General features: G+C 34.3%; 22 protein-coding genes. 7 read left to right on the forward strand and 15 right to left on the reverse strand.

Annotation, left to right across the window (positions count from 1 at the left end; all coding sequences use genetic code 11):
- Positions 1-22: 22 nt before the first annotated feature.
- Together K8V80_RS08390 and K8V80_RS08395 are read right to left on the reverse strand one after the other, a co-directional pair.
- Complete coding sequence (locus tag K8V80_RS08390; RefSeq protein ID WP_040310257.1) at positions 23-985, reverse strand: glycoside hydrolase family 130 protein; 963 nt, start codon at positions 983-985, stop codon at positions 23-25.
- 52 nt (positions 986-1,037) lie between these two features.
- Entirely contained in the window at positions 1,038-2,324 is a 1,287-nt protein-coding gene (locus K8V80_RS08395) for an MFS transporter (protein WP_006743674.1), read from the reverse strand.
- Positions 2,325-2,803: 479 nt separating this feature from the next.
- On the opposite strand from K8V80_RS08395, the gene K8V80_RS08400 reads away from it, so the two are divergent.
- A complete protein-coding gene (locus K8V80_RS08400) occupies positions 2,804-3,199 on the forward strand; it encodes a hypothetical protein (protein ID WP_006743675.1) in 396 nt (131 codons plus the stop codon).
- Here K8V80_RS08400 and K8V80_RS08405 read toward each other — a convergent pair.
- The 4 genes from K8V80_RS08405 to K8V80_RS08420 all read right to left on the reverse strand — a co-directional run bounded on the left by K8V80_RS08405 (position 3,180) and on the right by K8V80_RS08420 (position 7,472).
- Positions 3,180-3,908, reverse strand: coding sequence for a SprT family zinc-dependent metalloprotease (locus K8V80_RS08405; protein ID WP_276776980.1), 729 nt, complete (start codon positions 3,906-3,908; stop codon positions 3,180-3,182). The genes K8V80_RS08400 and K8V80_RS08405 overlap by 20 nt on opposite strands.
- A 9-nt stretch (positions 3,909-3,917) precedes the next feature.
- On the reverse strand, positions 3,918-4,694 hold the full coding sequence (argB, locus tag K8V80_RS08410; RefSeq protein ID WP_276776983.1) for an acetylglutamate kinase: 777 nt from the start codon (positions 4,692-4,694) through the stop codon (positions 3,918-3,920).
- A gap of 81 nt (positions 4,695-4,775) precedes the next feature.
- Positions 4,776-6,671: a biosynthetic arginine decarboxylase gene (gene speA / locus K8V80_RS08415; protein WP_276776985.1), complete on the reverse strand. Its 1,896-nt coding sequence runs from the start codon at positions 6,669-6,671 to the stop codon at positions 4,776-4,778.
- 258 nt (positions 6,672-6,929) lie between these two features.
- Complete coding sequence (locus tag K8V80_RS08420; RefSeq protein ID WP_276776987.1) at positions 6,930-7,472, reverse strand: shikimate kinase; 543 nt, start codon at positions 7,470-7,472, stop codon at positions 6,930-6,932.
- A gap of 139 nt (positions 7,473-7,611) precedes the next feature.
- Between K8V80_RS08420 and K8V80_RS08425 the strand changes: the two genes are divergently transcribed.
- Positions 7,612-8,250, forward strand: a complete 639-nt coding sequence (locus K8V80_RS08425; protein WP_040310258.1) for a viroplasmin family protein — start codon at positions 7,612-7,614, stop codon at positions 8,248-8,250.
- A gap of 2 nt (positions 8,251-8,252) precedes the next feature.
- Here the strand turns inward: K8V80_RS08425 and K8V80_RS08430 are convergent, their stop codons facing one another.
- The 5 genes from K8V80_RS08430 to rpsO form a co-directional block, all read right to left on the reverse strand.
- On the reverse strand, positions 8,253-10,088 hold the full coding sequence (locus K8V80_RS08430; RefSeq protein ID WP_006743681.1) for an ABC transporter ATP-binding protein: 1,836 nt from the start codon (positions 10,086-10,088) through the stop codon (positions 8,253-8,255).
- Between the two features lie 318 nt (positions 10,089-10,406).
- Positions 10,407-11,156, reverse strand: a complete 750-nt coding sequence (locus tag K8V80_RS08435; RefSeq protein WP_276776991.1) for a lipopolysaccharide kinase InaA family protein — start codon at positions 11,154-11,156, stop codon at positions 10,407-10,409.
- A gap of 25 nt (positions 11,157-11,181) precedes the next feature.
- Positions 11,182-12,216, reverse strand: coding sequence for a glycosyltransferase family 9 protein (locus tag K8V80_RS08440; protein ID WP_006743683.1), 1,035 nt, complete (start codon positions 12,214-12,216; stop codon positions 11,182-11,184).
- Between the two features lie 7 nt (positions 12,217-12,223).
- Positions 12,224-12,829 carry a DUF4254 domain-containing protein gene (locus K8V80_RS08445; RefSeq protein WP_006743684.1) on the reverse strand — a complete coding sequence of 202 codons (606 nt, stop codon included), beginning with the start codon at positions 12,827-12,829 and terminating at the stop codon, positions 12,224-12,226.
- 201 nt (positions 12,830-13,030) lie between these two features.
- Complete coding sequence (rpsO, locus tag K8V80_RS08450; RefSeq protein WP_006743685.1) at positions 13,031-13,300, reverse strand: 30S ribosomal protein S15; 270 nt, start codon at positions 13,298-13,300, stop codon at positions 13,031-13,033.
- A gap of 155 nt (positions 13,301-13,455) precedes the next feature.
- Between rpsO and typA the strand changes: the two genes are divergently transcribed.
- A complete protein-coding gene (gene typA / locus K8V80_RS08455; protein WP_006743686.1) occupies positions 13,456-15,255 on the forward strand; it encodes a translational GTPase TypA in 1,800 nt (599 codons plus the stop codon).
- Positions 15,256-15,547: 292 nt separating this feature from the next.
- Here the strand turns inward: typA and K8V80_RS08460 are convergent, their stop codons facing one another.
- The 3 genes from K8V80_RS08460 to K8V80_RS08470 are packed head-to-tail and all read right to left on the reverse strand — an operon-like array spanning position 15,548 to position 18,437.
- On the reverse strand, positions 15,548-16,537 hold the full coding sequence (locus K8V80_RS08460; protein ID WP_276776998.1) for a phosphatase PAP2 family protein: 990 nt from the start codon (positions 16,535-16,537) through the stop codon (positions 15,548-15,550).
- Positions 16,528-17,535, reverse strand: a complete 1,008-nt coding sequence (locus tag K8V80_RS08465) for an NAD-dependent epimerase/dehydratase family protein (protein ID WP_006743688.1) — start codon at positions 17,533-17,535, stop codon at positions 16,528-16,530. Before K8V80_RS08465 ends, K8V80_RS08460 begins: the two co-directional genes overlap by 10 nt.
- Positions 17,535-18,437: a cation diffusion facilitator family transporter gene (locus K8V80_RS08470; protein ID WP_006743689.1), complete on the reverse strand. Its 903-nt coding sequence runs from the start codon at positions 18,435-18,437 to the stop codon at positions 17,535-17,537. The genes K8V80_RS08465 and K8V80_RS08470 overlap by 1 nt, the downstream gene beginning before the upstream one ends.
- A gap of 319 nt (positions 18,438-18,756) precedes the next feature.
- Between K8V80_RS08470 and rnr the strand changes: the two genes are divergently transcribed.
- Both rnr and K8V80_RS08480 read left to right on the forward strand, forming a co-directional pair.
- The gene (gene rnr / locus K8V80_RS08475; RefSeq protein WP_276777003.1) at positions 18,757-20,928 is read left to right on the forward strand and encodes a ribonuclease R; all 2,172 of its coding nucleotides are present in this window, start codon (positions 18,757-18,759) and stop codon (positions 20,926-20,928) included.
- Complete coding sequence (locus K8V80_RS08480; RefSeq protein ID WP_276777006.1) at positions 20,925-21,458, forward strand: pyridoxamine 5'-phosphate oxidase family protein; 534 nt, start codon at positions 20,925-20,927, stop codon at positions 21,456-21,458. Before rnr ends, K8V80_RS08480 begins: the two co-directional genes overlap by 4 nt.
- A 55-nt stretch (positions 21,459-21,513) precedes the next feature.
- Here the strand turns inward: K8V80_RS08480 and cysK are convergent, their stop codons facing one another.
- Positions 21,514-22,461, reverse strand: a complete 948-nt coding sequence (gene cysK / locus K8V80_RS08485) for a cysteine synthase A (protein WP_006743692.1) — start codon at positions 22,459-22,461, stop codon at positions 21,514-21,516.
- A 157-nt stretch (positions 22,462-22,618) separates the two neighbouring features.
- Between cysK and epsC the strand changes: the two genes are divergently transcribed.
- Both epsC and K8V80_RS08495 read left to right on the forward strand, forming a co-directional pair.
- Positions 22,619-23,518 (forward strand): serine O-acetyltransferase EpsC, encoded by a 900-nt coding sequence (gene epsC, locus K8V80_RS08490; protein WP_006743693.1) that lies wholly within the window; start codon positions 22,619-22,621, stop codon positions 23,516-23,518.
- Between the two features lie 25 nt (positions 23,519-23,543).
- Positions 23,544-25,061: a THUMP domain-containing protein gene (locus tag K8V80_RS08495; RefSeq protein ID WP_006743694.1), complete on the forward strand. Its 1,518-nt coding sequence runs from the start codon at positions 23,544-23,546 to the stop codon at positions 25,059-25,061.
- Positions 25,062-25,066: the final 5 nt, after the last annotated feature.

The following is a 25,066-nucleotide window of genomic DNA, read 5'->3' on the forward strand; positions in this document are numbered from 1 at the left end:
TTTAAAGTTTTAGATAATCAAATTATATGATGCTTGTTCGTTTTGTAAACTCAACAATTTCATCAATATAACCAAAGGCAACTCCAGTTACAGTATCAGCAGCACCATAATAAACAGCAACTTTTTTACCATCTTGTAAAGCAGCACATGGGAAAACCACATTAGGAACATCACCTTGAAGCTCATAGGGAGCAGCTGGTCCTAGTAAGTATTCACGAGTACGATATAACACCTTAGATGGGTCATCTTTATCTAAAATTGCTGACCCCATAGCATAACGGAAACCATTACAAGTAGTAATCACTCCATGATAGAACATCAACCAGCCTTCTTCCACTAAGAAAGGAACTGAACCAGCACCAATTTTAGTACATTGCCAAGCACTTTCTGGGAATGGAGTAACTTTCATAACACTACGATGTTCTCCCCAATATTTCATATCAGGACTATAGCTAATATAAATATCACCAAAAGGTGTGTGACCATTATCACTTGGGCGACTTAACATAGCATATTTTCCGTCAATCTTTTGAGGAAATAATACTCCATTACGATTAAATGGTAGAAAAGCATTCTCACATTGAAAAAACTCTTTGAAGTCGAAAGTATATCCAATTCCAATAGTTGGTCCATGATAACCATTACACCAAGTTATCCAATAACGATCTTCTATCCATGTAACTCGAGGATCATATTTATATTCAGATTCAATCATTTCGGTATTACCCGCTTTGAACTGAATAGGTTCGTGGTTTATATCCCAATTAATACCATCCTTGCTAAAACCTGCGAAGATATTCATCTGAACAGCTTTATTGTCACAGCGGAATACACCGGCAAAACCATCCTCAAAAGGAACAACTGCACTATTAAAGATACTATTTGATGAAGGAATTTGATAACGTCCAATAACAGGGTTCTTTGAATAACGCCACATTACATCTTTACATCCTTCGGGTCTATCTTCCCAAGGCATTTCTGGCATTACAGGACCTACATTTTTAAGTTTGCTCATAATATTAATAAATAGAAGTTTATTATTCTTTCACTGGATCTCCATTGTCATAAGTAAAAGGGACTAATGCCGTTACTATGAATGCTGGAATAGCAGCTACTAGAACTATGATAAAAAAGTTTTTATATCCAACACTTTCAGCAATTAACCCACTTATTGCACCAGGTACTAACACACCTAAGTTCATAATTCCAGAAGCAAAGGCATAGTGAGCCATTTTATGCTTTCCTGGAGCTACTTGCTGCATCATAAATAGGGTTAAACCTACAAATCCGAAACCATAACCAAACCATTCAAAAGTGACACCTAAACCGATTGCAGGAAGTGAGCTTGGCTGGTATATTGCAAATAATAAATAGATAACAAAGGGTATATTGAAAATACAACATAGTGAGAATAAGGTTTTTTTCAAACTAAATCTACTAATATAATATCCTCCTAGTATAGAGCCTATTACAAAAGCCAAAGCTCCACAGATTCCATTTATAATACCTATTTGCTCAGTTCTTAATCCTAACCCTCCATTCACAACATCATCTGCCAAGAACAAAGGTAAAACCTTCATTGCTAAACCCTCTGCAGATCTATATAGAACTATGAAGATAATATACCAAATAATATGTTTTTTCTTAAAGAAAGAGATAATTATCTCAATTAATTCATGATATGTTTCTTTGACTGATCTCACTTGGTCCTGAGATTGTCCTCCTGTTGGCAAAACTTTTATATGATATAAAGCTGCACAAACCATTATAGCAGAAAAAATTCCCATAATAATAGTCCAAGCTTCAAGTGCTCCTAAACTATTTTTCAGTACACCGGCGACATAAACTAACCCACCAAAAGATAGAAGTTTAGCCATATTATAAAAGGCACCCTGCCAACCAATGTATTGAGCCTGAACTTTTGGTGATAAAACTGATAAATAGATTCCATCTAGAGCTATATCATGAGTAGCTCCACTTATAGCAATAACCCCCATAAGGGCAATAGCTATTTGAAAAAATTCAGGAAGATGTAAACTAAATGCAACTAAAGCAAAAGTGATACCTGTTACCAACTGTGTCAATACAACAAAGAATTTCTTTGTCTTAAATAATTCAAGAAAAGGGCTCCATAAAGGTTTTAATGTCCATGGGAGTGTAATAATTGATAACCAGAAAGTTATACTAGCTTTAGATACCCCTAAGTCTTGGAACATCAAAACAGAGACCATACTTAAAACAATAAAAGGAAGTCCCATAGCAAAATATGCCGTTGGAATCCATTTAAGGGGATTTTGTGATTGTGAAGTTTGTTTGTTTTCCATAATATTTTTGCGTATTCTGCAAAACTACAGATTTACACGCTATTTTGTACGATTTTACTATTTATTAAGATAATTATCACCTCTTTTATCTCTATTTTTCATAAAAAAGGACCAAAACGGAACACCTAATAATATCAGATGAAGTTTTTTCATTGCATTTTAAAGTCATAGATAGACCTTTTAATAATAATACCACTACAAGGTATCTCTTACTAATAGTATGACCTTTTTTTAAGGATATTTATTAAGCTATTTTAATGAAACAAAATAGAGGAAAACACTCCCCCACTTCAAAAACACTTTTAGAAGCTCCCCCTTTCTTATTCTTTTTAACATCAATACGATACCAAAAAAACAAATGTGAGAATTCAATAATAAGACAAGCAATCAAGATAAACTACTCAATATCTTGATAATTTAAAGGTCTAGATCCTTAAATCTAACTTTAATAGTTATTTTTGTCCTTATAAATAATTGATATGAGTAAGCACTTAAATACAAACAAACAATTTATGATAGGCAATGGTATGCTAGCCTTTGCCGTTATATTTATTGTCGTAATCTTCATCTATATGAGTTTACGCCTAAACAGTAAAAATGAAGAAACTTTTGAAGGGATATACGAGATAACACTTTCCGAGGGCTTTTTAAATGAGATGACAGAAATTCATCTAAATGACAGCATACTATTTCATGATGTAGTAATCAAGGAACCTATGAAGCTTGAAATACACCAGTTTGCATCCCAAAATGCACTTCTATTTGTTGATCAAGAAACGAATGGGATTTCTATTTTCAACCTATCTGATAAAGGTGGTAATTACAAATTCAAAAAAGATATCCATAGTAATAAGGTCACTCTTTTGAATAATTAAAAATTGAAGTGTGATAGTTTTTCAGTTCTTCATTTAGTTCTTCAGCTCTGCCTTCAGTTAGATTATTCAACAATGCCCAGAAATTTGGACCATGATTCATCTCATAAGTATGACATAGTTCATGCAAAAGAACATAATCAATCAAATGCTTTGGAAGAAGGACTAAATAAACTGATAAATTTATATTCTTTCGTCCAGAACAGCTACCCCATCTCCCCTCACTTGTATTGATTTTAAGTTGATTGTAAGGGATATTGTGTTTTTGTGAAAGCATATATAGTCTAGGGGCCAAAATAATTTTCGCATTTCTTCTAAGGGCCTCTATAATCACTCTTTTCAGCCACTCTTGAAGCTGTACATCATTAAAATCAACAGACTTAGGAGCAATAATAGACAGCTCACCCAATTCAGAACGAGCTAAAAATCGTTCCCTATTTCCTTCCTCAATTTTAAGTTTAAAAAATTCAGTATCAATTGAAAAATTTAAATCAATAAGAGGGTTTGTATTATTAGATAACAGTTTTTTTAGTTTATCATACATAGAGGATACAGCCTGATACATTTCTTTTTTAGAGGAATATTTAGGCGTAGTCATTTGCAGCCGATTATCTTTCACCCGAAAGACAAATCGTTTAGCACGTGCGTTAGGCTTTATAATAATATCTCCCAAGCCTTCGTATCTTAATATATTATCCTCTTTTTTAATCATTCCTTTTATTTAGTCCAGTTGTATAGAGGTACCACCAGATGAAGATAGTTGATCAACAGATGTAATAATAACCTTTTCAACCCCTTTATTTAAAGCAGAAAAGGCATTTTCTAGTTTAGGAATCATTCCTCCTTCAACAATCTCATCATCAACAAGTTTTTTGAATAGTTGAGGCGTTATCTTATCAATTACACTATTATTATCAGAAGCATCAGATAAGACACCTCTTTTTTCAAAACAATAAATCAAACTAACTTGAAAAAACTCAGTCAAAGCCAAGGCACAGCTACTAGCAATTGTATCTGCATTAGTATTTAATAGAGAACCTCTTCCATCATGAGTTAATGGAGCCATAACAGGTACTAATTCACTATACATCAATTGACTTAGTAATAAAGAGTTTACTGAATCTATATCCCCTACGTAACCATAATCAACATCTCCAACTTCTCTTTTATGGGCACGCATAACATCTCCATCAGCACCAGTCAGCCCTATTGCATTAATTCCTGAACTTTGAAGTTTAGCGACAATATTCTTATTTATCAAACCTCCATATACCATGGTTACTACCTTTAGCATTTCTCGATCTGTAATTCTTCGACCATCTACCATAGAAGTCTGAATACCTAATTGTTCTGCCATTTGAGTAGCTGATCTTCCTCCCCCATGTACAAGAATCTTTTTCCCAGGTATCAGTTTGAATTTTAATATCAAATTATTGAGTGATTTCTCATCTTCAACAATTTTTCCTCCCACTTTTACAATTGTTAGTTGTTCTTTCATATTCACAAATATAGAAAAATATAGCCTATAAGTTTAACAACTCATAGGCTATAAATATTTTAGATTTTAGTAATCTTTCAATTATTGTTCGAGATATGTGTATCCATACAATCCTGATCGATAGTTTGCTAAAAACTCCTTACCTTCTTCTAGTGTGATCTTACCAGCTTTAACAGACTTAGATACCCAACCTTCTAAAGCACGTACTAGTTTCTTTGGATTATATTCTACATATTCTAGTACCTCAGCAACAGTTTCACCATCGATAATCTGGTCAATAACATGTGTTTTTGAGTTTACTGATACGTGCACTACATTTGTATCACCAAATAGATTGTGCAGGTCTCCTAAAATTTCCTGATAGGCACCTACTAAAAATACTCCAATATAGTATGATTCATTTGGCTTCACTGCATGTACTGGCAAATGGTGCGACACACTACGAGGAGAAATAAAGTTGGCAATCTTTCCATCCGAATCGCAGGTAACATCTTGCAATGTAGCTAATCTACTAGGCTTTTCATCCAATCTCTGAATTGGTATAATTGGGAAGATCTGATCAATAGCCCAAGAGTCTGGTAAAGACTGGAATAAAGAGAAGTTACAGAAATATTTATCTGCTAACAATTTTGACAACCCAACAAACTCTTCAGGAGTATGCTTTAATCCTGATGCAATCTGGTTGATTTCTCTTGTAATAGACCAATATAAACGTTCTATTTGGGCTCTTGTTTTTAAATCTACGATACCATGGCTAAATAAATCCAACCCTTCTTCTCTAATCTGTTGAGCATCGTGCCAAGACTCTAACATCGAGTTTTGATTTAAAGAATCCCAAATACTATATAATTCACGAACCAGCTCATGATCATTTTCAGAAACCACCATTTCATCATCCCACTCAGGAAGAGATGTTGTTTCCAGAACCTCAAAGATTAATACAGAGTGATGTGCTGTCAAAGCTCTCCCACTCTCTGTTATAATATTAGGATGAGGCAAGCCATTTTTATCACTCGCATCTACCATAGAAGAGATAGAGTCGTTTACATACTCTTGCAAAGTATAGTTAACGCTGCTTCCTGTGCTTGCCGAACGAGTACCATCGTAGTCGACACCTAGACCACCACCTACATCTACAAACTCAACAGCGAAGCCCAATTTGTGTAATTGGACATAAAATTGAGAAGCCTCACGTAGAGCAGTTTTAATTCTCCTAATTTTAGTTACTTGACTACCAATATGGAAGTGGATCAGTTTTAAGCAATCTTTCATATCTTTGCTTTCTAAGTAATCCAAAGCTTCTAGTAACTCACTTGAAGTCAATCCAAATTTACTTGCATCACCACCTGAATCTTCCCATTTTCCACTACCTGATGAAGCTAATTTAATACGAATACCTATATTAGGACGTACGTTCAGCTTTTTACCCAAACGAGCAATCAGCTTTAATTCATTCATCTTTTCAACAACAAGAAAGATTCTCTTACCCATTTTTTGAGCAAGAAGAGCTAGTTCAATATAACTTTCATCTTTATATCCATTACAAATAATTAAAGATTCTGAGTCTGTATTGATAGCTATAACAGCATGTAATTCTGGTTTAGACCCTGCTTCTAAGCCAAGGTTAAACTTTTTACCATGACTTATAATTTCACTTACCACAGGCTGCATTTGATTTACCTTAATAGGGTAAATAATAAAGTTTTGAGCTTTATAATTGTACTCTTCAGATGCCTGTTTAAAACATTGAGCGGTGTTTTCAATACGATGATCCAATATATCAGGAAATCGTACCAAAAGAGGTGTGGCAATATCCTTTAGTTGCATCTCATCTATAAGCTCTCTTAAGTCTACAGATGCAGCGTTCTCACGAGGGGTTACTTCAACATTTCCTTTTTCATTAATACGGAAATATGGGTTTCCCCAACCATTGATATTATACATCTCCTCAGAATCTTCAATTCTCCATTTTCTCATATTATCAAAACCTTATTAAATAAGTAAAACAATTGGGTCGCAAAAATAGATATTAATCTAGATTAAACAACTTCTATTGCCACAAAATATTTAAAACTAATTGTATTTATCAAACAAGGTATTCAACAGATAGTTCAAAAGCAAGAGAATGAGGGTATAACTAATTCATTATCCGAAGATTTAATCGAAATAGTTTGAATGAAAGAATAATATTACTTTTTAGGGTAAAGAATGTCTTATTTATTTACACAAAGAGCACTAAGACCTTTTAACTCTCTCATTTATAGTCCTAGCTATAAGTTTAGCTGTCCGTGTTACAGACTCTACACTATTCAAATCATCTACTAAAAATTGATGATGACATTTACGATAAATATTGACTCTTTTTGACAAAGATTCTTCTATGAAGCTAAGTAATTCATTATCTGTTTTATCTTTTAATATGGGACGTTTTCTCCTACCCAACTTTAAACGTTCAAATAACACGGATGTACTTACCTCCAAATAAATAGTAGTTCCAGCCTTATTCATCACATCCATATTGTCAAAATGACAAGGAGTTCCTCCACCAGTAGAAATCACTATATCCTCAAATTCTGCAACCTCTTTTAGTGTTTTCTGCTCAATTAAACGAAACTCTTGCTCTCCATATTCATGAAATAGTTCATTAATCGTCTTATGATACCGTTTCTCTATAAAAATATCAAGATCGATAAAAGACATACCAAGCTCTTTGGCCAAAGGAGAACCTAAAATAGTCTTACCAGCCCCCATGTATCCTATTAAAAATATTCGTTGCATACCCTATTTTATTTATAACAAAGTTAAAAAGTTTTTTAAGAGCTGAGAGCATAGATTTCATAATTTATAGATCCTTTCACTGCCAACTATTTTATCATACTAATAGATATGCGTAACTTTGATGAAAATTATTGGTTATATGGCAAAAAAGCAGAAATATTATGTTGTTTGGAAGGGTGTTAACCCAGGTATCTATACAAGCTGGACAGACTGTCAACTTCAGATAAATGGTTATGAAGGCGCTCTTTATAAGTCTTTTCCTACACTTGAAAAAGCAGAATATGCCTATGCTTCTTCACCTTATGATTTTTTTCAGAAGAAAACTAGCACTAATTCTGACCCCAAAGACTTACAAAAGCAACAAATTCCTGCCGAGGTTTTTGAAAACAGTCTGTGTGTAGATGCTGCTTGTAGTGGAAATCCTGGTCCAATGGAATATAGAGGTGTATACACAGCTACTGGTCAGCAATTGTTTCATTATGGTCCTATTCAAGGCACAAATAACATAGGAGAATTCTTAGCTTTAGTGCATGGCCTTGCATATTTAAAGCAACAAGGATGGGATATGCCAATTTATAGCGATAGTCGAAATGCGATCAGCTGGATTAAACAAAAAAAATGCAAGACCAAATTAGAAAGAAACACAAAAACAGCCACTGTTTATGACCTAATTGCTAGGGCAGAAAAGTGGCTGAAATCTAATTCTTACTCAACTCCTATTTACAAATGGGAAACTGAGAAATGGGGTGAAATACCTGCAGACTTTGGTCGCAAATAAACTTACAAGCTCTGCATATCATTCAATCTTCTATAATAACCATTTCGAGCTAGTAGCTCTTCATGTTTTCCTCGCTCTACTATTTCTCCTTCATAAAGGACACAGATTTCATCTGCGTTCTTTATAGTGGATAGACGATGTGCAATCGCTATCGTGGTACGTGATTTCATCAAGTGCTCTAATGCCTCTTGTACAAGTCTTTCAGACTCTGTATCCAATGCTGACGTAGCTTCATCGAGTATTAATATAGGAGGATTTTTAAGGATAGCACGAGCAATACTGATACGCTGACGTTGACCTCCAGAAAGTTTACTTCCACGATCACCTATATTCGTATTATACCCATCTTCTGTTTCCATAATAAACTCATGGGCATTAGCTATTTTGGCTGCTTCCATAACCTCTTCCAAAGTAGCAGATTCTACTCCAAAAGCTATATTATTTAAGAATGTATCATTAAAAAGAATAGCCTCTTGATTGACATTTCCTATAATACTTCGTAAGTCGGATATTTTAATATCTCTAACATCAATTCCATCAATACTTATTTCTCCCGATGTAACATCATGATAGCGAGGAAGCAAATCTACCAAAGTGGATTTACCAGACCCAGACTGACCAACAAGAGCAATTGTCTGACCTTTTTTAACGCTTAGGTTGATATTCTTTAATACGTCTCTAACAGAGTCATAGCTAAAACTGACATTCTTAAACTCTATAGAATCTTGAAGGGTGTTGAGTGATTTAGCATTTTCCTTGTCTACAATAGTACTTTCTGCTTGCAGTATTTTATCAATACGTTCCATTGAAGCCAAGCCTTTTGGAATGTTATAACCTGCTTTTGAGAACTCTTTTAATGGGTTTATTAAGCTATATAGCATAGCCATATAAACCATAAACGCAGGAGCATCAATAGCAGAATTATTGCTTAATATTAAAGTTCCACCAAACCATAATACTATCACAATTAGGATTGTTCCTAAAAACTCACTCATAGGATGGGCTAGGGTTTGACGTGTTGCCACTCTATTAATGGCAGAACGATACTCATTACTTGATTGCAAAAATCGAGCAGACATTTTCTTCTCAGCAACGAAGGCTTTTATAATTCTAAGCCCACCTAAAGTTTCTTCCATTTGAGACATAGAATTACTCCATTTCTCTTGTGCCTCTAAAGATTGTCTTTTTAATCTTCTACCTATAATGCCCATAAACCATCCCATGAAAGGCAGTACAATAAGGGTAAATAAGGTTAACTCCCAACTAATAATTAGCAGTGTAGAGAAATAAACAACAATTAAAATAGGATTCTTTAAAAGCATATCCAAAGAGCTGGTCACCGAATTTTCAACTTCGGAGACATCACCACTCATACGCGTAATAATATCTCCTTTCCTTTCTTCTGAGAAAAAAGCAATCGGCAAATCAAGCACTTTATTATATAACTGTGTGCGGATATCTCTTACAATACCGGTTCTTAAAGGAATCATCACTGCAGATGAACCAAAGTAACAAGCGGTCTTTAATAAAGTTCCAACAACAAGAAACACTCCGAGAATCATCAACGTAGTCGATCCTCCGTAAGTATTTATTAAATCAGTCACATAATAATAAGCATTATTATAGAGGATTTCCTTGGTATTTAAACCTTCAGTTTCCCAGGGTATAAAATGATATACGGCTTTATCTGTTTCAAATAGAATAGATAAAATGGGGGCAATCAGTGTAAATGAAAAGATATTCAATACAGCTGATAGAAGATTTAAAACAGTAGCCCATATTACATACGCTTTATATGGAGGGATAAACCTCCTTAAAATCTTTAGGAAATCTTTCATATACTTTTATTATAACTTATTGTCTTTTGTCAAACTATTAGGTATTTCTCATTTTCACTTTGAAAAGTTACTTCAACATGAACTCATGCTGTTTTCAAATCAATAACATCCCTTGAGAATACTTCTAAACAGAAATAAATAGATATTTGGCTAAGTTAGATGAGTAGCCTTCATTACGCAAATCTCTAAAGAATAATGCTTTATATTTAACAGACTTTATTTCTTTAAACAGCTCTTAGAAGTAGTCTATTTGAGTACAAAAATAAAAAATCCACACTCAGTAATAATAATTATTATGTGTGCAGATTTATGATCAATTTAATCAAATTTTAAATTATATCGAACCTTATATTTCCCTGAATAATACTTCCAAAACTTCTTTCGATAATGCATTACCCATTCAATGCATTCATTTACATCAGCATCTCTATCATCAGCATATACTTTTGCTAAATATCTAAAAAAAGAAGGTTGACCCCATAATCGAGCAAAGTTAGCACAACCTTTTTCGACATTTACTGGGCCAAACTCCATTCGATTAATATCTACTAAACAAAAATCATATTCACCATCCTTCTTTCCGCACAATATATTCCCAGGTGAGTAGTCTTTATGGTATACATCTTTTTTATGCATATCCGAAGTAAATAGAGCAAAAGCTTTCGTAAACTCCTTTATTTCATCAACCTCCATATTCCCTATTTCATAAAGAAATGATTTATAAGGAGATTGGATACTTACAAAGTAGGAATATTTAATTAATCCCATGGAGCGTTCTTCCATATAGGCTATAGGCTCTGGAGTATTGATACCTCGTTCAGCTAAAATATAAGGATAGGTATAAGCTCGAAAACCCTTTGGCTTTCTAAAAAACGTATAAGCGAAGCGGTTAATTAATAAAGGTACGCCATAGCGTTTTACATTTACAGTTAGCCCTTCTACCTCAAAAACTTTTATTAAGTTGCGACCAGTATATATAGTTTCGCCAGATGTCTCAAAAACATCTGGTAACTTTTCTAAAAAAGAGGTTAAATGAATGTACTTGGGGTTTATTAGTCTTTTATACATATAAAGATAACGCTATTTAGCCCTATTACAGACTAAAATCACGTTCTATTCTATCAATAATAACTTGTGGTTCTATTCTATTTAGACAAGCATAATCTTTTCTATAACATTCCTTTTGTCCGTAAACAGAACAAGGTCTGCAAGGGAGATCTTCTATTTGAATTGTATTGGTAGGTAATTGCTTCCAACCTAAAAATCCTGCATACGGATGAGTTGCTCCCCAGATAGATAATACAGGAACATTGACAAGTGATGCCAAATGCATATTTGATGAATCCATAGAGAGCATTAAATCTAAGTAACTCATCAGGATAAGCTCGTGTTCCATATCAAACTTCCCAATCATAGACATAACACTCGGGTATTTTTTTACCCATTCATCAAAGACTGCTTTCTCTTTGGCTCCACCTCCAAATAAGAAAATTTTGACTCTTTTCTCATTTGCAAAATGAGCGAGAACCTTTTCCATCTTTTCTATTGGATAGATTTTACCTTTATGCTGAGCAAAAGGAGCTATACCTAACCATTTCTGATTTTTATCTCCTACTACTTCTTTTATTTTAGAAAAATCGCCTTTACCCTCTCCAAAGATAGAATCAAAATTGGCTGAAATTGGGAAACCTAAATATTCTAAGACATCAGTATATCTCTGAAAAAGACTTTTTTGTCGAACAAAGACTTTGTTATTTCTTCTTACTAATTTACGTTTACCTGCACGCCCTTTAAAGACAGTAGCTACAGGCACTCCCTCTAGCTTGAATCTCAATCCCAAATATTTTGATCTCAAGACATTGTGAAAATCTGCAACATAGTCGAACTTGTACTTTTTCAACTCTTTGAATAGTTTATTCAAGCCAGCTATTCCCTTATGTTCACCTTTTAAATCTGCCCCTAAAAATTTTACATTAGAAGGCATTTCTTTGAAAATCGGTTGAAGGAAATTACGACTAAGTACAGTAATCTCTAGCTCTGGATATTGCAGAGCTAGAGAATGTACGATAGGCGCAGTCATTGCGACGTCTCCAATCGCCGAAAATCGTATAATTAATATACGTGCCATGTGTTATTTATTTCTTTGCATAAAGAACTGGATTCAAATTAGGATCGTTGTACATTTTCATTTGTTTGTACACTTTCATATATTTTCTACCAGCTTCGATATCTTCAATTAATTGGTCTATAGCAGTTGATAGATCTTTTTGCTGTTCAAGCAAAACATTCAACTTAGACTTACATTGTGCTACATGTTCTTTTGAAGTATCCGTACGTTTTGTTTCTTCATCCATGTGATAGATTTTCAATGTTAAAATTGATAATCTATCTATAGCCCAAGCAGGACTTTCTGTATTAATAGTTGCATCTTCTTTGATTTTTACGCTTTTGTATTTATCAAGGAAATAACTATCAATTAACTCTACCAAGTCTGTACGATCTTGATTTGATTTATCAATACGTCTCTTTAATTTAAGAGCTGCAATTGGATCAATATTTGGATCACGGATAATATCCTCAAAGTGCCATTGTACGGCATCAATCCAGTTTTTTAAGTATAAATAATACTCAATCGTTTTTAACTCGTATGGATTTTTAATTGTGGCATCCACACTATCAGTCACATGATAATCTTTCGTCGCTTGCAGAAAGATCTTATTACAAAGATTGCTAAAATTCATAATGATATACTCTCTAATTTAGTGATTAAAAATAAGATTAACGCTTACTAAAATAGTACTAAACCACTAAAAATAGTGATTAAAGTCCTAAAATAGTTAAGCAAAAGTACTCAAATCTTTAATGTAAGCCAACTTATAGTCATAGAAATAGAAAAGCCCCTTAATAAGGGGCTTTTCAAAGTTCTTTTTCGACTTATTAGATTATCTTCTAAGTCCTAGAGCCTTAACGATGCTACGATATCTTTCAATATCTACATCTTTTAAATAGTCTAGTAAACCACGACGTTTACCTACTAGTCTTGTAAGAGCTCTCTCTGTGCTATAATCTTTTCTATTGAGCTTCATGTGCTCAGTTAGGTGAGAAATACGGTATGAAAACAATGCTATCTGAGCCTCAGCTGAGCCAGTATCAGTGTTAGACTTTCCGTACTTTTCAAAGATTTCTTGTTTTTTAGCTACGTCTAAATACATAATTTTTAGCTTTTGTGATATATATAACTATTCTTTGAGCATGCAAAGATAAGTATTCTTTTTAATATATTAGCATGATTATCAGAATATATTCGCTATTTACTCAAAATATCTAATCGCTTTTTCGTACCTTTGCAGGCAAATAATAGGTATTTATGCAAAATATTAGAAATATTGCAATTATTGCCCATGTTGACCATGGTAAAACCACTTTAGTAGACCGCATGTTATCTGCAGGTCAACTATTTAGAGATAACCAATCTAGTGGCGAGTTGATATTGGATAACAATGACATCGAACGTGAGCGTGGTATAACCATATTATCGAAGAACGTATCGATCAATTACAAAGGAACAAAAATCAATATTATTGATACTCCAGGGCACAGTGATTTTGGAGGAGAAGTTGAGCGCGTTTTAAATATGGCAGATGGCTGTATTTTGCTAGCTGATGCTTTTGAAGGTCCTATGCCTCAAACTAGATTTGTTCTTCAAAAAGCTCTAGAGATTGGATTAAAACCAATCGTTGTTATTAATAAGGTAGATAAACAAAACTGTAGACCGGACGAAGTAAATGAAATGGTTTTCGACTTGATGTTTAATCTTGACGCAACTGAAGATCAATTAAACTTCCCTACTCTATATGGTTCTGCTAAAAATGGCTGGATGAGCAAAAACTGGAAACAACCAACAGATAGCATTACTCCTTTGTTGGATTGCATCATCGAAACCATTCCTTCACCTCAAGTATTAGAAGGTACTCCTCAAATGTTGATTACTTCTTTAGACTATTCTGCATATACAGGGCGTATTGCGGTAGGTCGTGTACACAGAGGTACCCTAAAAGAAGGTATGAACATCACCTTATCAAAAAGAGATGGCTCTACCGTAAAATCAAAAATCAAAGAACTTCATGTTTTTGAAGGACTTGGTCGAGTAAAAGCTCAAGAAGTTTCTTCTGGCGATATATGTGCTATTGTAGGTGTTGATGGATTTGAAATTGGTGATACTATCTGCGATTATGAAAATCCAGAACCATTGGCTCCAATTAAAATTGATGAACCTACCATGAGTATGTTATTTACAATTAACGACTCTCCTTTCTTTGGTAAAGATGGTAAGTTTGTTACTTCTAGACATATTCACGAACGCTTGGTCAAAGAACTTGATAAAAACTTAGCTCTTCGTGTACAAAAGAGTGAAGAAGACGGAAAGTGGATTGTGTCTGGTCGTGGCGTGCTACACTTATCTGTACTTATTGAAACTATGCGCCGTGAAGGTTATGAGCTTCAAGTTGGTCAGCCTCAGGTTATTTTCAAACAAATTGAGGGTCAAAGATGTGAACCAATTGAAGAGCTTACAATTAATGTTCCTGAAGAATACTCTAGCCGTATTATTGATATGGTAACTCGCCGTAAAGGTGAAATGGTTATGATGGAAAATACTGGAGACCGTATCAATCTACAATTTGATATGCCTTCTCGTGGTATTATTGGACTTCGTACCAATGTTCTTACAGCCTCAGCTGGTGAAGCTATTATGGCACACAGATTCAAAGAATATCAAGCATTCAAAGGTCCTATCGAACGTAGATCTAATGGATCAATGATTGCAATGGAAGCAGGTACAGCTTTTGCTTATGCCATAGACAAACTTCAAGATAGAGGTAAGTTCTTTATTTTCCCTCAAGAAGATGTTTATGCAGGACAAGTTGTGGGTGAACATATTCATGAAAAAGATTTAGTAATCAATGTTACTAAATCTAAGAAGCTAACCAATATGCGTGCTTCAGGCTCTGATGATAAAGCATCTATCACTCCTCCTATTCAATTCTCTCTAGAAGAAGCTTTAGAATATATCAAGGAAGATGAGTACGTAGAAGTTACTCCGAACCACATGCGTATGCGTAAAGTTATTCTTGATGAATTAGAACGAAAGAAAGCAAACAAACAGTAATCTGTGTTGTTTTTTAGATATTAAAAAGAGTTGGTTAATTAAGTTTAACCAACTCTTTTTTATTTTACCTGAATGTCTAGTCCTAACATAGCGTTACACTATACTCAAAACTATTATAAATTATAACCCTGACAAGATGAAGACATGACTAAGTCAAGATCTTATCATGACACCGACATGTCATCATCATATCCCTATGGGAAAGTCAATACATTGAAGAGAATGAACATAGAAAAAGGCTATCTCGAAGTATTGAGATAGCCTTTTTCTATGCTATATTCTTACTTTAAGTCTACTTAGAAATCGTATAACACTTTAAGGAAAAATCATTTTGTTTAAAAAAAGCATTATAGCCATACAACACCACTCCGTATATTATAAAAGCAGAAACAAACCCTGCTAAAACATCAATGGCATAGTGAGCCTGAATATATACAGTTGCTCCACAAAGCAAGAGATAAAAAGGAAACATAAAGCCAAAAATACTTTTATTTACCCTCCATGCTAATATCATTAAGATGGTAGATATCCCAACATGAGAGCTAGGAAAAGCTGCTGTAGGACGTTCTCCTACTTGCTGAGACGTCTCAACCAACTGACAAAATAATCCCTTTTCAGTATATGGACCAACATGAAGTGTCTGACTATAATTAAAAAAATCACCAATAGAAGGAAAGACTCCAGCGTGTACATTGTCTAGACCAATTGCAGGAAAATAAAACTGAGGACCAGCTACTGGAATAAAAATATATAGAAAATAGTAGAGGAAGAAAGATCCAACAAGTATAAAAGCTACTTTACTAAACTCCTCATAGCGTTGAAAAAAATAGGCTAAAGTAACCAAAGCAATCATAGGGTAGTAAGAAAAATAGCCCATATTAAAAGCCTCACTAATCCATAGTTTAGGATATTGAACACTAAACTCCAATGCAGGTTGAAAACCGAACAAGCTTTGCTCTATAGTAGCAAAGACATGGTCTAGGTTTTGGAATAATCTATTAAATTCATAAGTATCAGGATACCAATAAGACAGTAACCCCATTTGGAATCCGACACGAACCAAAACCATCAATTTATTAGGCCACCATGCACCCAGTAATGAAAGCCCCAATGTAATACCTACAATAGCAAATCGTTCCAACAACATTTGGATAGGATGATCCATTCTTGGAAAAAGAATGAGTATCATAATTCCTGTTATTAAACTATATGCTAGTGAAATCTTTTCAACACTAAAAAGATTTCTTTTCACTCCAATAGCCTTTGTCAACTCTAAATCCATTTTTCTTTTTTATACCAATCGACAGCTTCCTCAACACCCTTCTCTAACTTATATTTAGGCTCATAACCTAACTCTTCAATGGTTGGAGTTATGTCACATCTCCAGTTTCGCTGTTTCATAATCTTATACTTATCAGAATTCAAAGTACTACTTTTACCAAGAATCCCTGAAATAAATTCAGCGCACAAAGATATTACTTTTAAGATAATTAGGGGACTTTTTATGTGAAGAACAAATGGGATCCCTAATTCTTTTTGAATTAAATCAGAAAAAGCTCTACTGCTATATACCTCTCCATCAGTTACTGAGTAGGCTCTACGCACTACTTTTTTCTCAATCGCCAAAAAAATAGCCTCAACAAGATCTTTCACATAAACAAATGTAAGATCTTGCCTTTTATACCCTACAGAAAAGTCTATATGCCCTTTAATAGACTTTACCATAAGGAAGTAATCGCTTTCACGCGGACCATAAACTCCTGTTGGTCTAAATATAACAAAGGGAAAATCAACTAAGCTTTCAAGATACCTCTCTGATTTCAGTTTGCTTAATCCATAAGCCGTATTAGGCTTTTTTATATCATCTTCAGCAATCGGTTGATAAGATTTCTCATGAATAGGACCAAAAACACTTAGAGTACTTATATAAAGGAATTGTTTTGGAACCATCTCTAGCTCAATAAGAACATCTACAAAATCTTTCGTTTGCTGATAATTGACTTCTATAAAGTCATTTTTACTTATGCATTTAGTCACTCCTGCACAATGCACGATGTAATCAAAGTTGCCATTATCTTTTTTGAATAAACTCAATACTTCCCTAAGTTTTTGCTTATCTGAAAAGTCTAACTCAATAAAATTAATTCGATTATCAATTAGATATCTTTTACTACTAGTAGACCTTATCCCAGCAAAGGTTTCTAAGCCTTTTTCAACTGCAGCTTCAGTAATAAAGCTTCCAATAAAGCCACTGGCTCCTGTAACAAGTATTTTCGCCATTATTTATCTGGTTCTATATGTATATTGATGTAAGTATTCTGACCAAACTTCTTTCTTAACCGAACTTCTACTTCATCAGAGAAACTATGTGCTTCACGCAAATTTAAATTTCCATTAATTAAAATATCAAATTCTATGGCATAATAATTTCCAATTCTACGAGTACGGAGTTCTTGAACTCCCTTAACACCATCAACAGAACTAGCTATTTTTATAATTTCACCCTCAGTATCACAAGGCAGAGAACGTTCAAGAAGTTCATCCAAGCACGAAGTTAGCAATTTTATTGCCTCAATTATAATCAAAACACTAACAACTATTGCAGCAATCGGGTCTAAAATACTCCAATTCTTCCCTAGTAGTATAGCTCCACCAATACCAATTGTAGTACCAATAGAAGATAGAGCATCACTTCTATGATGCCAAGCATTGGCTATCACAGCTTGAGACTCTATCTTTCTCCCTACCCTAATCGTATACTGATATAGTAATTCTTTAGAAACCAAAGAAAGTATTGCAGCAATAAGAGCAATCATTGTTGGAGAAGCAAGAGATTCTTTTTTCACTAATACAGCATAAATATCTACCCCTCCACTCCACATAATACCAACACCTACCATCAATAAAAAAATACCTATTATAGCTGTAGCCAACGTTTCATACTTACCATGACCAAAATCATGATTTTCATCTTGTGGCCTACTCGAAATTCTAACAAAGACAATGACTATAAAGTCTGTAATGAAATCTGTTAATGAATGGACGGCATCAGCAATCATTGCAGAACTTCTACCAAAAAAGCCTGCTATAAATTTGAATATCATCAAAGCAAAGTTTATAATACTACCTTGCAAAGTGACCTTATATATCTCTTTTTCTCTGTTACTTATTTTCTTAATCATAATTTATAAACATTGGATAACTAAAAATAGTTACTAAAATAGATGAATTCTTTCGCGTTTTAACAGGAACCAACTTAAATTCTCCTTAAGATTAAGAGAACTACACAATCGATAAATTGTTATACACATATAATATTTACTTTCAATTGTATCTCATATAAATAAAATAAAGCGAGCTGTTAATAAAAAATTAAATGGTTTGAAGTGCTATTTAAACGATATCTAGACTTATATTTTATGTTTATAAGAGAGATAAAGTAGTTTTATTTATTTACTTTGTTAAAAAGAAAGATTAAAATACAGTATAAAATACCATTATATGGCAAAAAAAAGTAAAAAGGGAAACAAGAAACGATTAAATAAAAAAGAATTAACCAATCTATTGGTTAATCTTTTTGAAGCTAAGTCTAGAGAGAAGCTTTCCTTTAAATATATCTGCTCGGAATTAAGACTAACCACTCATCCTTCGAAGATGCTATGCAAAGATATTCTTAGTAATATGATTGGAGATGAGTATGTTATTGAATCTGCACGTGGGAAGTTTTCTTTAAATCAAAGAGGTGTAGAAATAGTGGGTATCTTCCAACGCAAAAGCAATGGAAAAAACTCATTCCTTCCTGAAGATGGTGGAGATCCAATTTTTATTGCAGAAAGAAACTCTGCCCATGCCATGAATAATGATAAAGTACGCATTGCCTTCTACGCAAAACGTAAAAATCATGAATCTGAGGGTGAAGTAATTGAAATATTAGAAAGAGCAAATGATACATTTGTAGGGACACTTGAGGTTTCTAAATCTTATGCCTTCCTTGTTACAGAAAATAGAACTTTAGCTAATGACATTTTTATCCCAGCTGATAAACTTAAAAATGGGCAAACAGGAGATAAAGCTGTAGTTAAAGTTATAGAATGGCCTGATAAAGCAAAAAACCCAATCGGCGAAGTGTTGGATATCCTTGGAAAAGCAGGAAACAATGACACTGAAATGCACGCAATCTTAGCAGAGTTTGGTTTACCTTATTCCTATCCTAAAGAAGTAGAGCTGTTTGCTGACAAAATATCTGCTGAAATTCCTAAAGATGAAATAGAGAAAAGAGAAGACTTCAGAAACATTGCCACCTTTACTATTGACCCTAAAGATGCTAAAGATTTTGATGATGCTTTATCTATTCGCCAACTTAAAAATGGGAACTGGGAAGTAGGTGTTCATATTGCAGATGTAACACACTATGTTCAAGAAGGAGATATCATAGACCAAGAAGCAGAAAAAAGAGCTACATCTATTTATTTGGTAGATAGAACTATACCTATGCTACCTGAGCGCTTATGCAATTTTATATGCTCACTAAGACCTAATGAAGAGAAATTAGCTTTCTCCGTAATTTTTGAGTTGGATGAAGCTGGAGAGGTTAAGCATTCTCATGTTGCTCATACTGTAATAAAGTCCGACAGAAGATTTACTTATGAAGAAGCTCAAGCAATCATAGAAAGTAAAGAAGGTGAATATGCTACAGAAATACTAATGCTCAATCACCTCGCTCAAGAACTTCGTAAACTAAGATTCAGTGATGGAGCCTTAAACTTTGAACGAGTTGAGGTGAAGTTTAAAATTGATGAAAAAGGAAAACCTATTAGTGTCTATTTTAAAGAATCAAAAGAGGCAAACAAGCTTATTGAGGAGTTTATGCTGTTAGCTAATCGTACAGTAGCAGAAAAGGTTGGAAAAGTAGGACACAATAAAAAAGCGAAAGTATTGCCATATAGAATTCACGACTTACCTGACCCTGATAAGCTGGATAACCTTTCACAGTTTATAGCACGCTTTGGATACAAAATTAGAACATCTGGTTCAAAGAGTACAGTCGCACACTCATTAAATGTCTTATTAGAAGATATTCAAGGCAAAAAAGAAGCTAATCTAATAGAAACAATTTCAATAAGAGCAATGCAAAAAGCACGCTATTCTACACATAACATAGGACATTATGGATTAGCGTTTGATTATTATACGCATTTTACATCTCCTATCCGTCGTTACCCCGATATGATGGTACATCGACTAATCACGAGATATATGGATGGAGGAAGTGATGTTTCAGAAGACAAGTATGAAGACTTATGTGACCACTGCTCAAATATGGAACTAATTGCTTCCAATGCCGAAAGAGCTTCTATTAAGTATAAACAAGTAGAGTTTATGGGAGAGAGACTTGGAAATGAATACGACGGAGTTATTTCTGGTGTTACGGAATGGGGACTGTATGTGGAACTCAATGAAAACAAATGTGAAGGTATGATTCCTATTCGTGATTTAGGAGACGACTACTATGAGTTTGATGAAAAGAATTATTGCTTAATAGGCAGACGTACACACAAAGTATATTCTTTAGGCGATCCTATTCGTATCAAAGTAGCAAGAGCAAATCTAGAAAAGAAACAACTTGATTTTGCTTTAGTAGAAAAAGACTCATCATCTGACGATAACAAATGAAAACAGTGCAAATAGATAATAAAGAGCAAGTTGAGAACATCATCTCTTCTTGCTCTATTTGCTATGTAGGCCTGATCGATACGGATAATACTCCATACGTTATCCCTATGAACTTCGGATACAAAGATGGGGTAGTTTATTTACACTCAGCACCCGATGGACATCTTGTCGATTGTATTTACAAAAACTCAAAAATATGCATAACGTTTAATTTAGGACAAGAGTTAGTGTTTCAGCATCCCAAAGTAGCTTGTAGCTATCGAATGAGGTCTAAAAGTGTAGTATGCAAAGGAAAGGTAAACTTTATTGAAGATTTACAAGAGAAAGAAGAAATACTAAATGTTATTATGGCAAAATATGTTCCAGACAAAGCCTTTTCTTACTCTGAGCCAGCTCTAAAAAATGTAAAAGTATGGGAAATACCTCTAGATAAAGTCTCTGCAAAAGAATTTGCAGCACCCCATGGAAAGCCTAAAATAATTTATGGCAATTCATCTGTAAACATAGTTTCTGATCATTCAAATAAATGATATTAAAATAAAAACGGCAAAGATAAATAAACCTTTGCCGTTTTTTCTATCCTATTTACAATGGATATGTTTCAAAAGCATATAAATCAGTGGATAAATAGCGCTCCCCCGTATCTGGCAGTAAGACAACAATCATTTTACCTTTATTCTCGGGACGTTTAGCTAACTGGGTAGCTGCTGCTACAGCTGCTCCAGAAGAGATACCCACTAAAAGCCCTTCTTTTTTAGAGAGTTCTCTACTTGTACGGATCGCATCATCATTTTCTATTTTCATCACCTCATCTACAACTTTTGCATTATATGTTTTAGGTATAAAGTTCGCTCCAATACCTTGTATCTTATGAGGTCCTGGTTTTCCTCCTGATAAAATTGGTGAACTAGCTGGTTCAACTGCTACAATTTTCACTTTAGGATTATGTTTTTTTAGAGCCTCTCCAACTCCACTAACCGTGCCACCAGTTCCGACGCCTGCAACAAAAATATCTACTTTTCCATCTGTATCATTCCATATTTCCTGACCTGTAGTCTTAATATGTATAGCTGGGTTTGCAGGATTTTCAAACTGTTGTAGTATTATAGAACCATTAATTTCTTCTTTTAAAGCTTCTGCTTTATTTATAGCCCCCTTCATGCCTTCAGCCCCAGGAGTTAATACTAATTCTGCACCCAATGCTTTCAATAGGTTTCTACGTTCAACACTCATAGAATCGGGCATAGTCAAAATTAAACGATACCCTTTCACGGAAGAAACAAAAGCTAAACCTACACCCGTATTTCCACTTGTGGGTTCAATGATAGTTCCTCCTTGCTTTAGAAAACCTTTAGATTCGGCATCCTCAACCATAGCTAGTGCTATACGATCTTTAACACTACCAGCTGGGTTAAAATACTCTAGCTTAGCAATTAAAGTTGCTTCTAGATTTTTGGTTTCATTATAGCTTGCAAGCTCTAACATTGGAGTTGAGCCTATTAAATCAGTTAATTTTTTTACAATCTTTTTCATACTTTTCTATTTAATCCTATTTATCAATACGTTATATTTATGTAAATATAACAGAAAGAGCCAAAAGCTTGACTCGGTATAGGGTATTTTATCTTTTTTTTTAGCGGTATTATACCTACCTTTGCGTCGTATATCACTTCATTTTAAGCATATCCGAATGAACCCTTTAGACCACACACATCACTTGACTGACTCTATCGACAAGTTATCAAGGAGTGAATCTTATCAAGAACTTTTTCATCAACAGAGAGATGGAGAACTATTGCCTTCTTCTAAAGAATTAGATACCATAGTAGAGTTAGCTCGTACTATCCTTTTTCCTGGTTATTATGGAAACTCTAGTATCAATAGTAGAACTATTGAATATCACATTGGTGTCAATGTAGAAAAGCTCTATGAGCTTTTAACAGAACAAATATTTGCTGGATTATGTTTTGTACGCACCCACGAAGATGATGACTGTCGAGAAATTAAGCGTAATGAGGCAGCGAAACATGCCATCCACTTTATAGGTAAACTACCCGAGTTAAGACACACATTAGCAACTGACGTTAAAGCTGCTTACGACGGGGATCCTGCTGCTGTTAGCATTGGAGAGGTTATATTGTGCTATCCTGCGATTAAAGCTATTTGTAATTACAGAATAGCCCATGAATTACTTTCAATAGGCGTACCTCTTATACCTAGAATGATAACCGAGATGGCTCATAGTGAAACAGGCATAGACATACATCCTGGCGCACGCATTGGAAAGTACTTCACGATAGACCATGGCACAGGAGTAGTAATTGGAGCTACAACAATTATAGGACATCATGTCAAATTATACCAAGGAGTTACTCTTGGTGCTAAAAGTTTCCCTTTAGATGAAAATGGACAACCCATCAAGGGCATAGATCGCCATCCAATTATAGAAGATAACGTAATAATATATTCTAATGCGACAATTCTTGGTCGCATAACCATAGGAGAAGGAGCCGTAATTGGTGGAAACATATGGGTCACTGAAGATGTTCCACAAGGAGAACGTATCGTTCAGAGAAAAGCAAGAAAGTAAGAAAGATTAAATTAATATAGATTTAATGAGTAAACATTTTCCAATGATTGCTAAAACCTTCCAGGGATTGGAAGAGGTTTTAGCTCAAGAACTAACTGAGTTAGGAGCTAATGATGTAGAGATTGGTCGCCGAATGGTATCATTCTCTGGAGACAAAGAGATGATGTACAAAGCAAACTTCTGCTTACGTACAGCAATTCGTATCTTAAAACCAATTAAACAATTTAATGCAAGTAATGCTGATGAAGTATACGAAGCAGTAAAAGCAATTGATTGGGAAGAATTCTTAGATGTAAATAAAACCTTTGCTGTAGACTCTGTCGTTTTCAGCAATGAATTTAGACATTCAAAATTTGTTTCATATAAAGTAAAGGATGCCATTGTCGATCACTTTCGTGAAAAAACAGGTAAGCGCCCATCTGTACGTATTCACCGTCCAGAAATTTCTTTAAATATCCACATTGCAGAAACCAAGTGTACTCTATCTTTAGATTCTTCAGGTGAATCACTTCATAGAAGAGGCTATAGACAAGAAGCTGTTGAAGCTCCTCTCAATGAAGTTTTAGCTGCAGGGATTATCCTTCAAACAGGTTGGAATGGAGAATGTGACCTAATTGATCCTATGTCGGGCTCTGGTACTATTCCTATTGAAGCTGCATTAATTGCTAGAAATATCTATCCAGGTGTATTCAGAAAAGAATTTGCATTCGAAAGATGGAGTGACTTCGATCAAGAAATGTTTGAGAGAATTTATAATGACGACAGTCAAGAAAAGGAGTTTGGACATAAAATTTATGCTTATGACAATAGTCCTTCAGCTATAGATATTGCTACACACAATATCAAAGCTGCTGGAGTTTCAAAAGACATTATTCTTAAACTCCACCCTATCCAACGATTTGAACAACCTGAAGAAAAAGCAATTATTATTACAAACCCTCCTTATGGAGAACGTATTTCTACTGATGACTTATTGGGATTGTACAATACGATAGGAGAAAGATTGAAACATGCATTTAAGGGTAACACAGCTTGGATTTTATCTTATAGAGAAGAATGCTTCAACCAAATTGGCTTAAAACCAACGTCTAAAACACCTTTATACAACGGAGCTCTAGAGTGTGAAGTTCGTAAATATGAAATCTTCGATGGCAAACTAAAAGATTTTAAAGAAGACCAGAACCAAGCAGGATACTCTGATCAATCATTTAAAAAGGAAAGCTTTAGAAGAAGTGATGACAGAAAATCACGTGATCGCAAACCTTTTAGAAGTGATAGAAGAGAAAGAGATAATGAAAGAGTTTCTAGTTTTACTCGCAAAGAAAAAGAGTTTAGGCCTAGAAGAGATGACTCTGACAGAGATGATAACAGATCCAAATTTTCTAAAGGTGGTAAAACTTTCAAGGCTCCAAGAAGAGATAGGGATGACTCACAAGAAGGTTTTAAAAGAGATCGCATAGGAGACAAGGAAATGTATCGTCAACATTACGAAAGAACAAAAGAAATAAATCGCAATATTGAAGAATCAAACTCTGAGAACTAGCAATA

It is taken from the genome of Bacteroides coprosuis, assembly GCF_020741705.1.
GTDB classification, from domain to species: Bacteria; Bacteroidota; Bacteroidia; order Bacteroidales; family Bacteroidaceae; genus Bacteroides_E; species Bacteroides_E coprosuis.

Coding starts and splice junctions, on each gene's coding strand:
- K8V80_RS08390 (WP_040310257.1), bottom strand. CDS start 985: ATGCCAGAAATGCCTTGGGAAGATAGACCCGAAGGATGTAAAGATGTA.
- K8V80_RS08395 (WP_006743674.1), bottom strand. CDS start 2,324: ATGGAAAACAAACAAACTTCACAATCACAAAATCCCCTTAAATGGATT.
- K8V80_RS08400 (WP_006743675.1), top strand. CDS start 2,804: ATGAGTAAGCACTTAAATACAAACAAACAATTTATGATAGGCAATGGT.
- K8V80_RS08405 (WP_276776980.1), bottom strand. CDS start 3,908: ATGATTAAAAAAGAGGATAATATATTAAGATACGAAGGCTTGGGAGAT.
- argB (WP_276776983.1), bottom strand. CDS start 4,694: ATGAAAGAACAACTAACAATTGTAAAAGTGGGAGGAAAAATTGTTGAA.
- speA (WP_276776985.1), bottom strand. CDS start 6,671: ATGAGAAAATGGAGAATTGAAGATTCTGAGGAGATGTATAATATCAAT.
- K8V80_RS08420 (WP_276776987.1), bottom strand. CDS start 7,472: ATGCAACGAATATTTTTAATAGGATACATGGGGGCTGGTAAGACTATT.
- K8V80_RS08425 (WP_040310258.1), top strand. CDS start 7,612: ATGGCAAAAAAGCAGAAATATTATGTTGTTTGGAAGGGTGTTAACCCA.
- K8V80_RS08430 (WP_006743681.1), bottom strand. CDS start 10,088: ATGAAAGATTTCCTAAAGATTTTAAGGAGGTTTATCCCTCCATATAAA.
- K8V80_RS08435 (WP_276776991.1), bottom strand. CDS start 11,156: ATGTATAAAAGACTAATAAACCCCAAGTACATTCATTTAACCTCTTTT.
- K8V80_RS08440 (WP_006743683.1), bottom strand. CDS start 12,216: ATGGCACGTATATTAATTATACGATTTTCGGCGATTGGAGACGTCGCA.
- K8V80_RS08445 (WP_006743684.1), bottom strand. CDS start 12,829: ATGAATTTTAGCAATCTTTGTAATAAGATCTTTCTGCAAGCGACGAAA.
- rpsO (WP_006743685.1), bottom strand. CDS start 13,300: ATGTATTTAGACGTAGCTAAAAAACAAGAAATCTTTGAAAAGTACGGA.
- typA (WP_006743686.1), top strand. CDS start 13,456: ATGCAAAATATTAGAAATATTGCAATTATTGCCCATGTTGACCATGGT.
- K8V80_RS08460 (WP_276776998.1), bottom strand. CDS start 16,537: ATGGATTTAGAGTTGACAAAGGCTATTGGAGTGAAAAGAAATCTTTTT.
- K8V80_RS08465 (WP_006743688.1), bottom strand. CDS start 17,535: ATGGCGAAAATACTTGTTACAGGAGCCAGTGGCTTTATTGGAAGCTTT.
- K8V80_RS08470 (WP_006743689.1), bottom strand. CDS start 18,437: ATGATTAAGAAAATAAGTAACAGAGAAAAAGAGATATATAAGGTCACT.
- rnr (WP_276777003.1), top strand. CDS start 18,757: ATGGCAAAAAAAAGTAAAAAGGGAAACAAGAAACGATTAAATAAAAAA.
- K8V80_RS08480 (WP_276777006.1), top strand. CDS start 20,925: ATGAAAACAGTGCAAATAGATAATAAAGAGCAAGTTGAGAACATCATC.
- cysK (WP_006743692.1), bottom strand. CDS start 22,461: ATGAAAAAGATTGTAAAAAAATTAACTGATTTAATAGGCTCAACTCCA.
- epsC (WP_006743693.1), top strand. CDS start 22,619: ATGAACCCTTTAGACCACACACATCACTTGACTGACTCTATCGACAAG.
- K8V80_RS08495 (WP_006743694.1), top strand. CDS start 23,544: ATGAGTAAACATTTTCCAATGATTGCTAAAACCTTCCAGGGATTGGAA.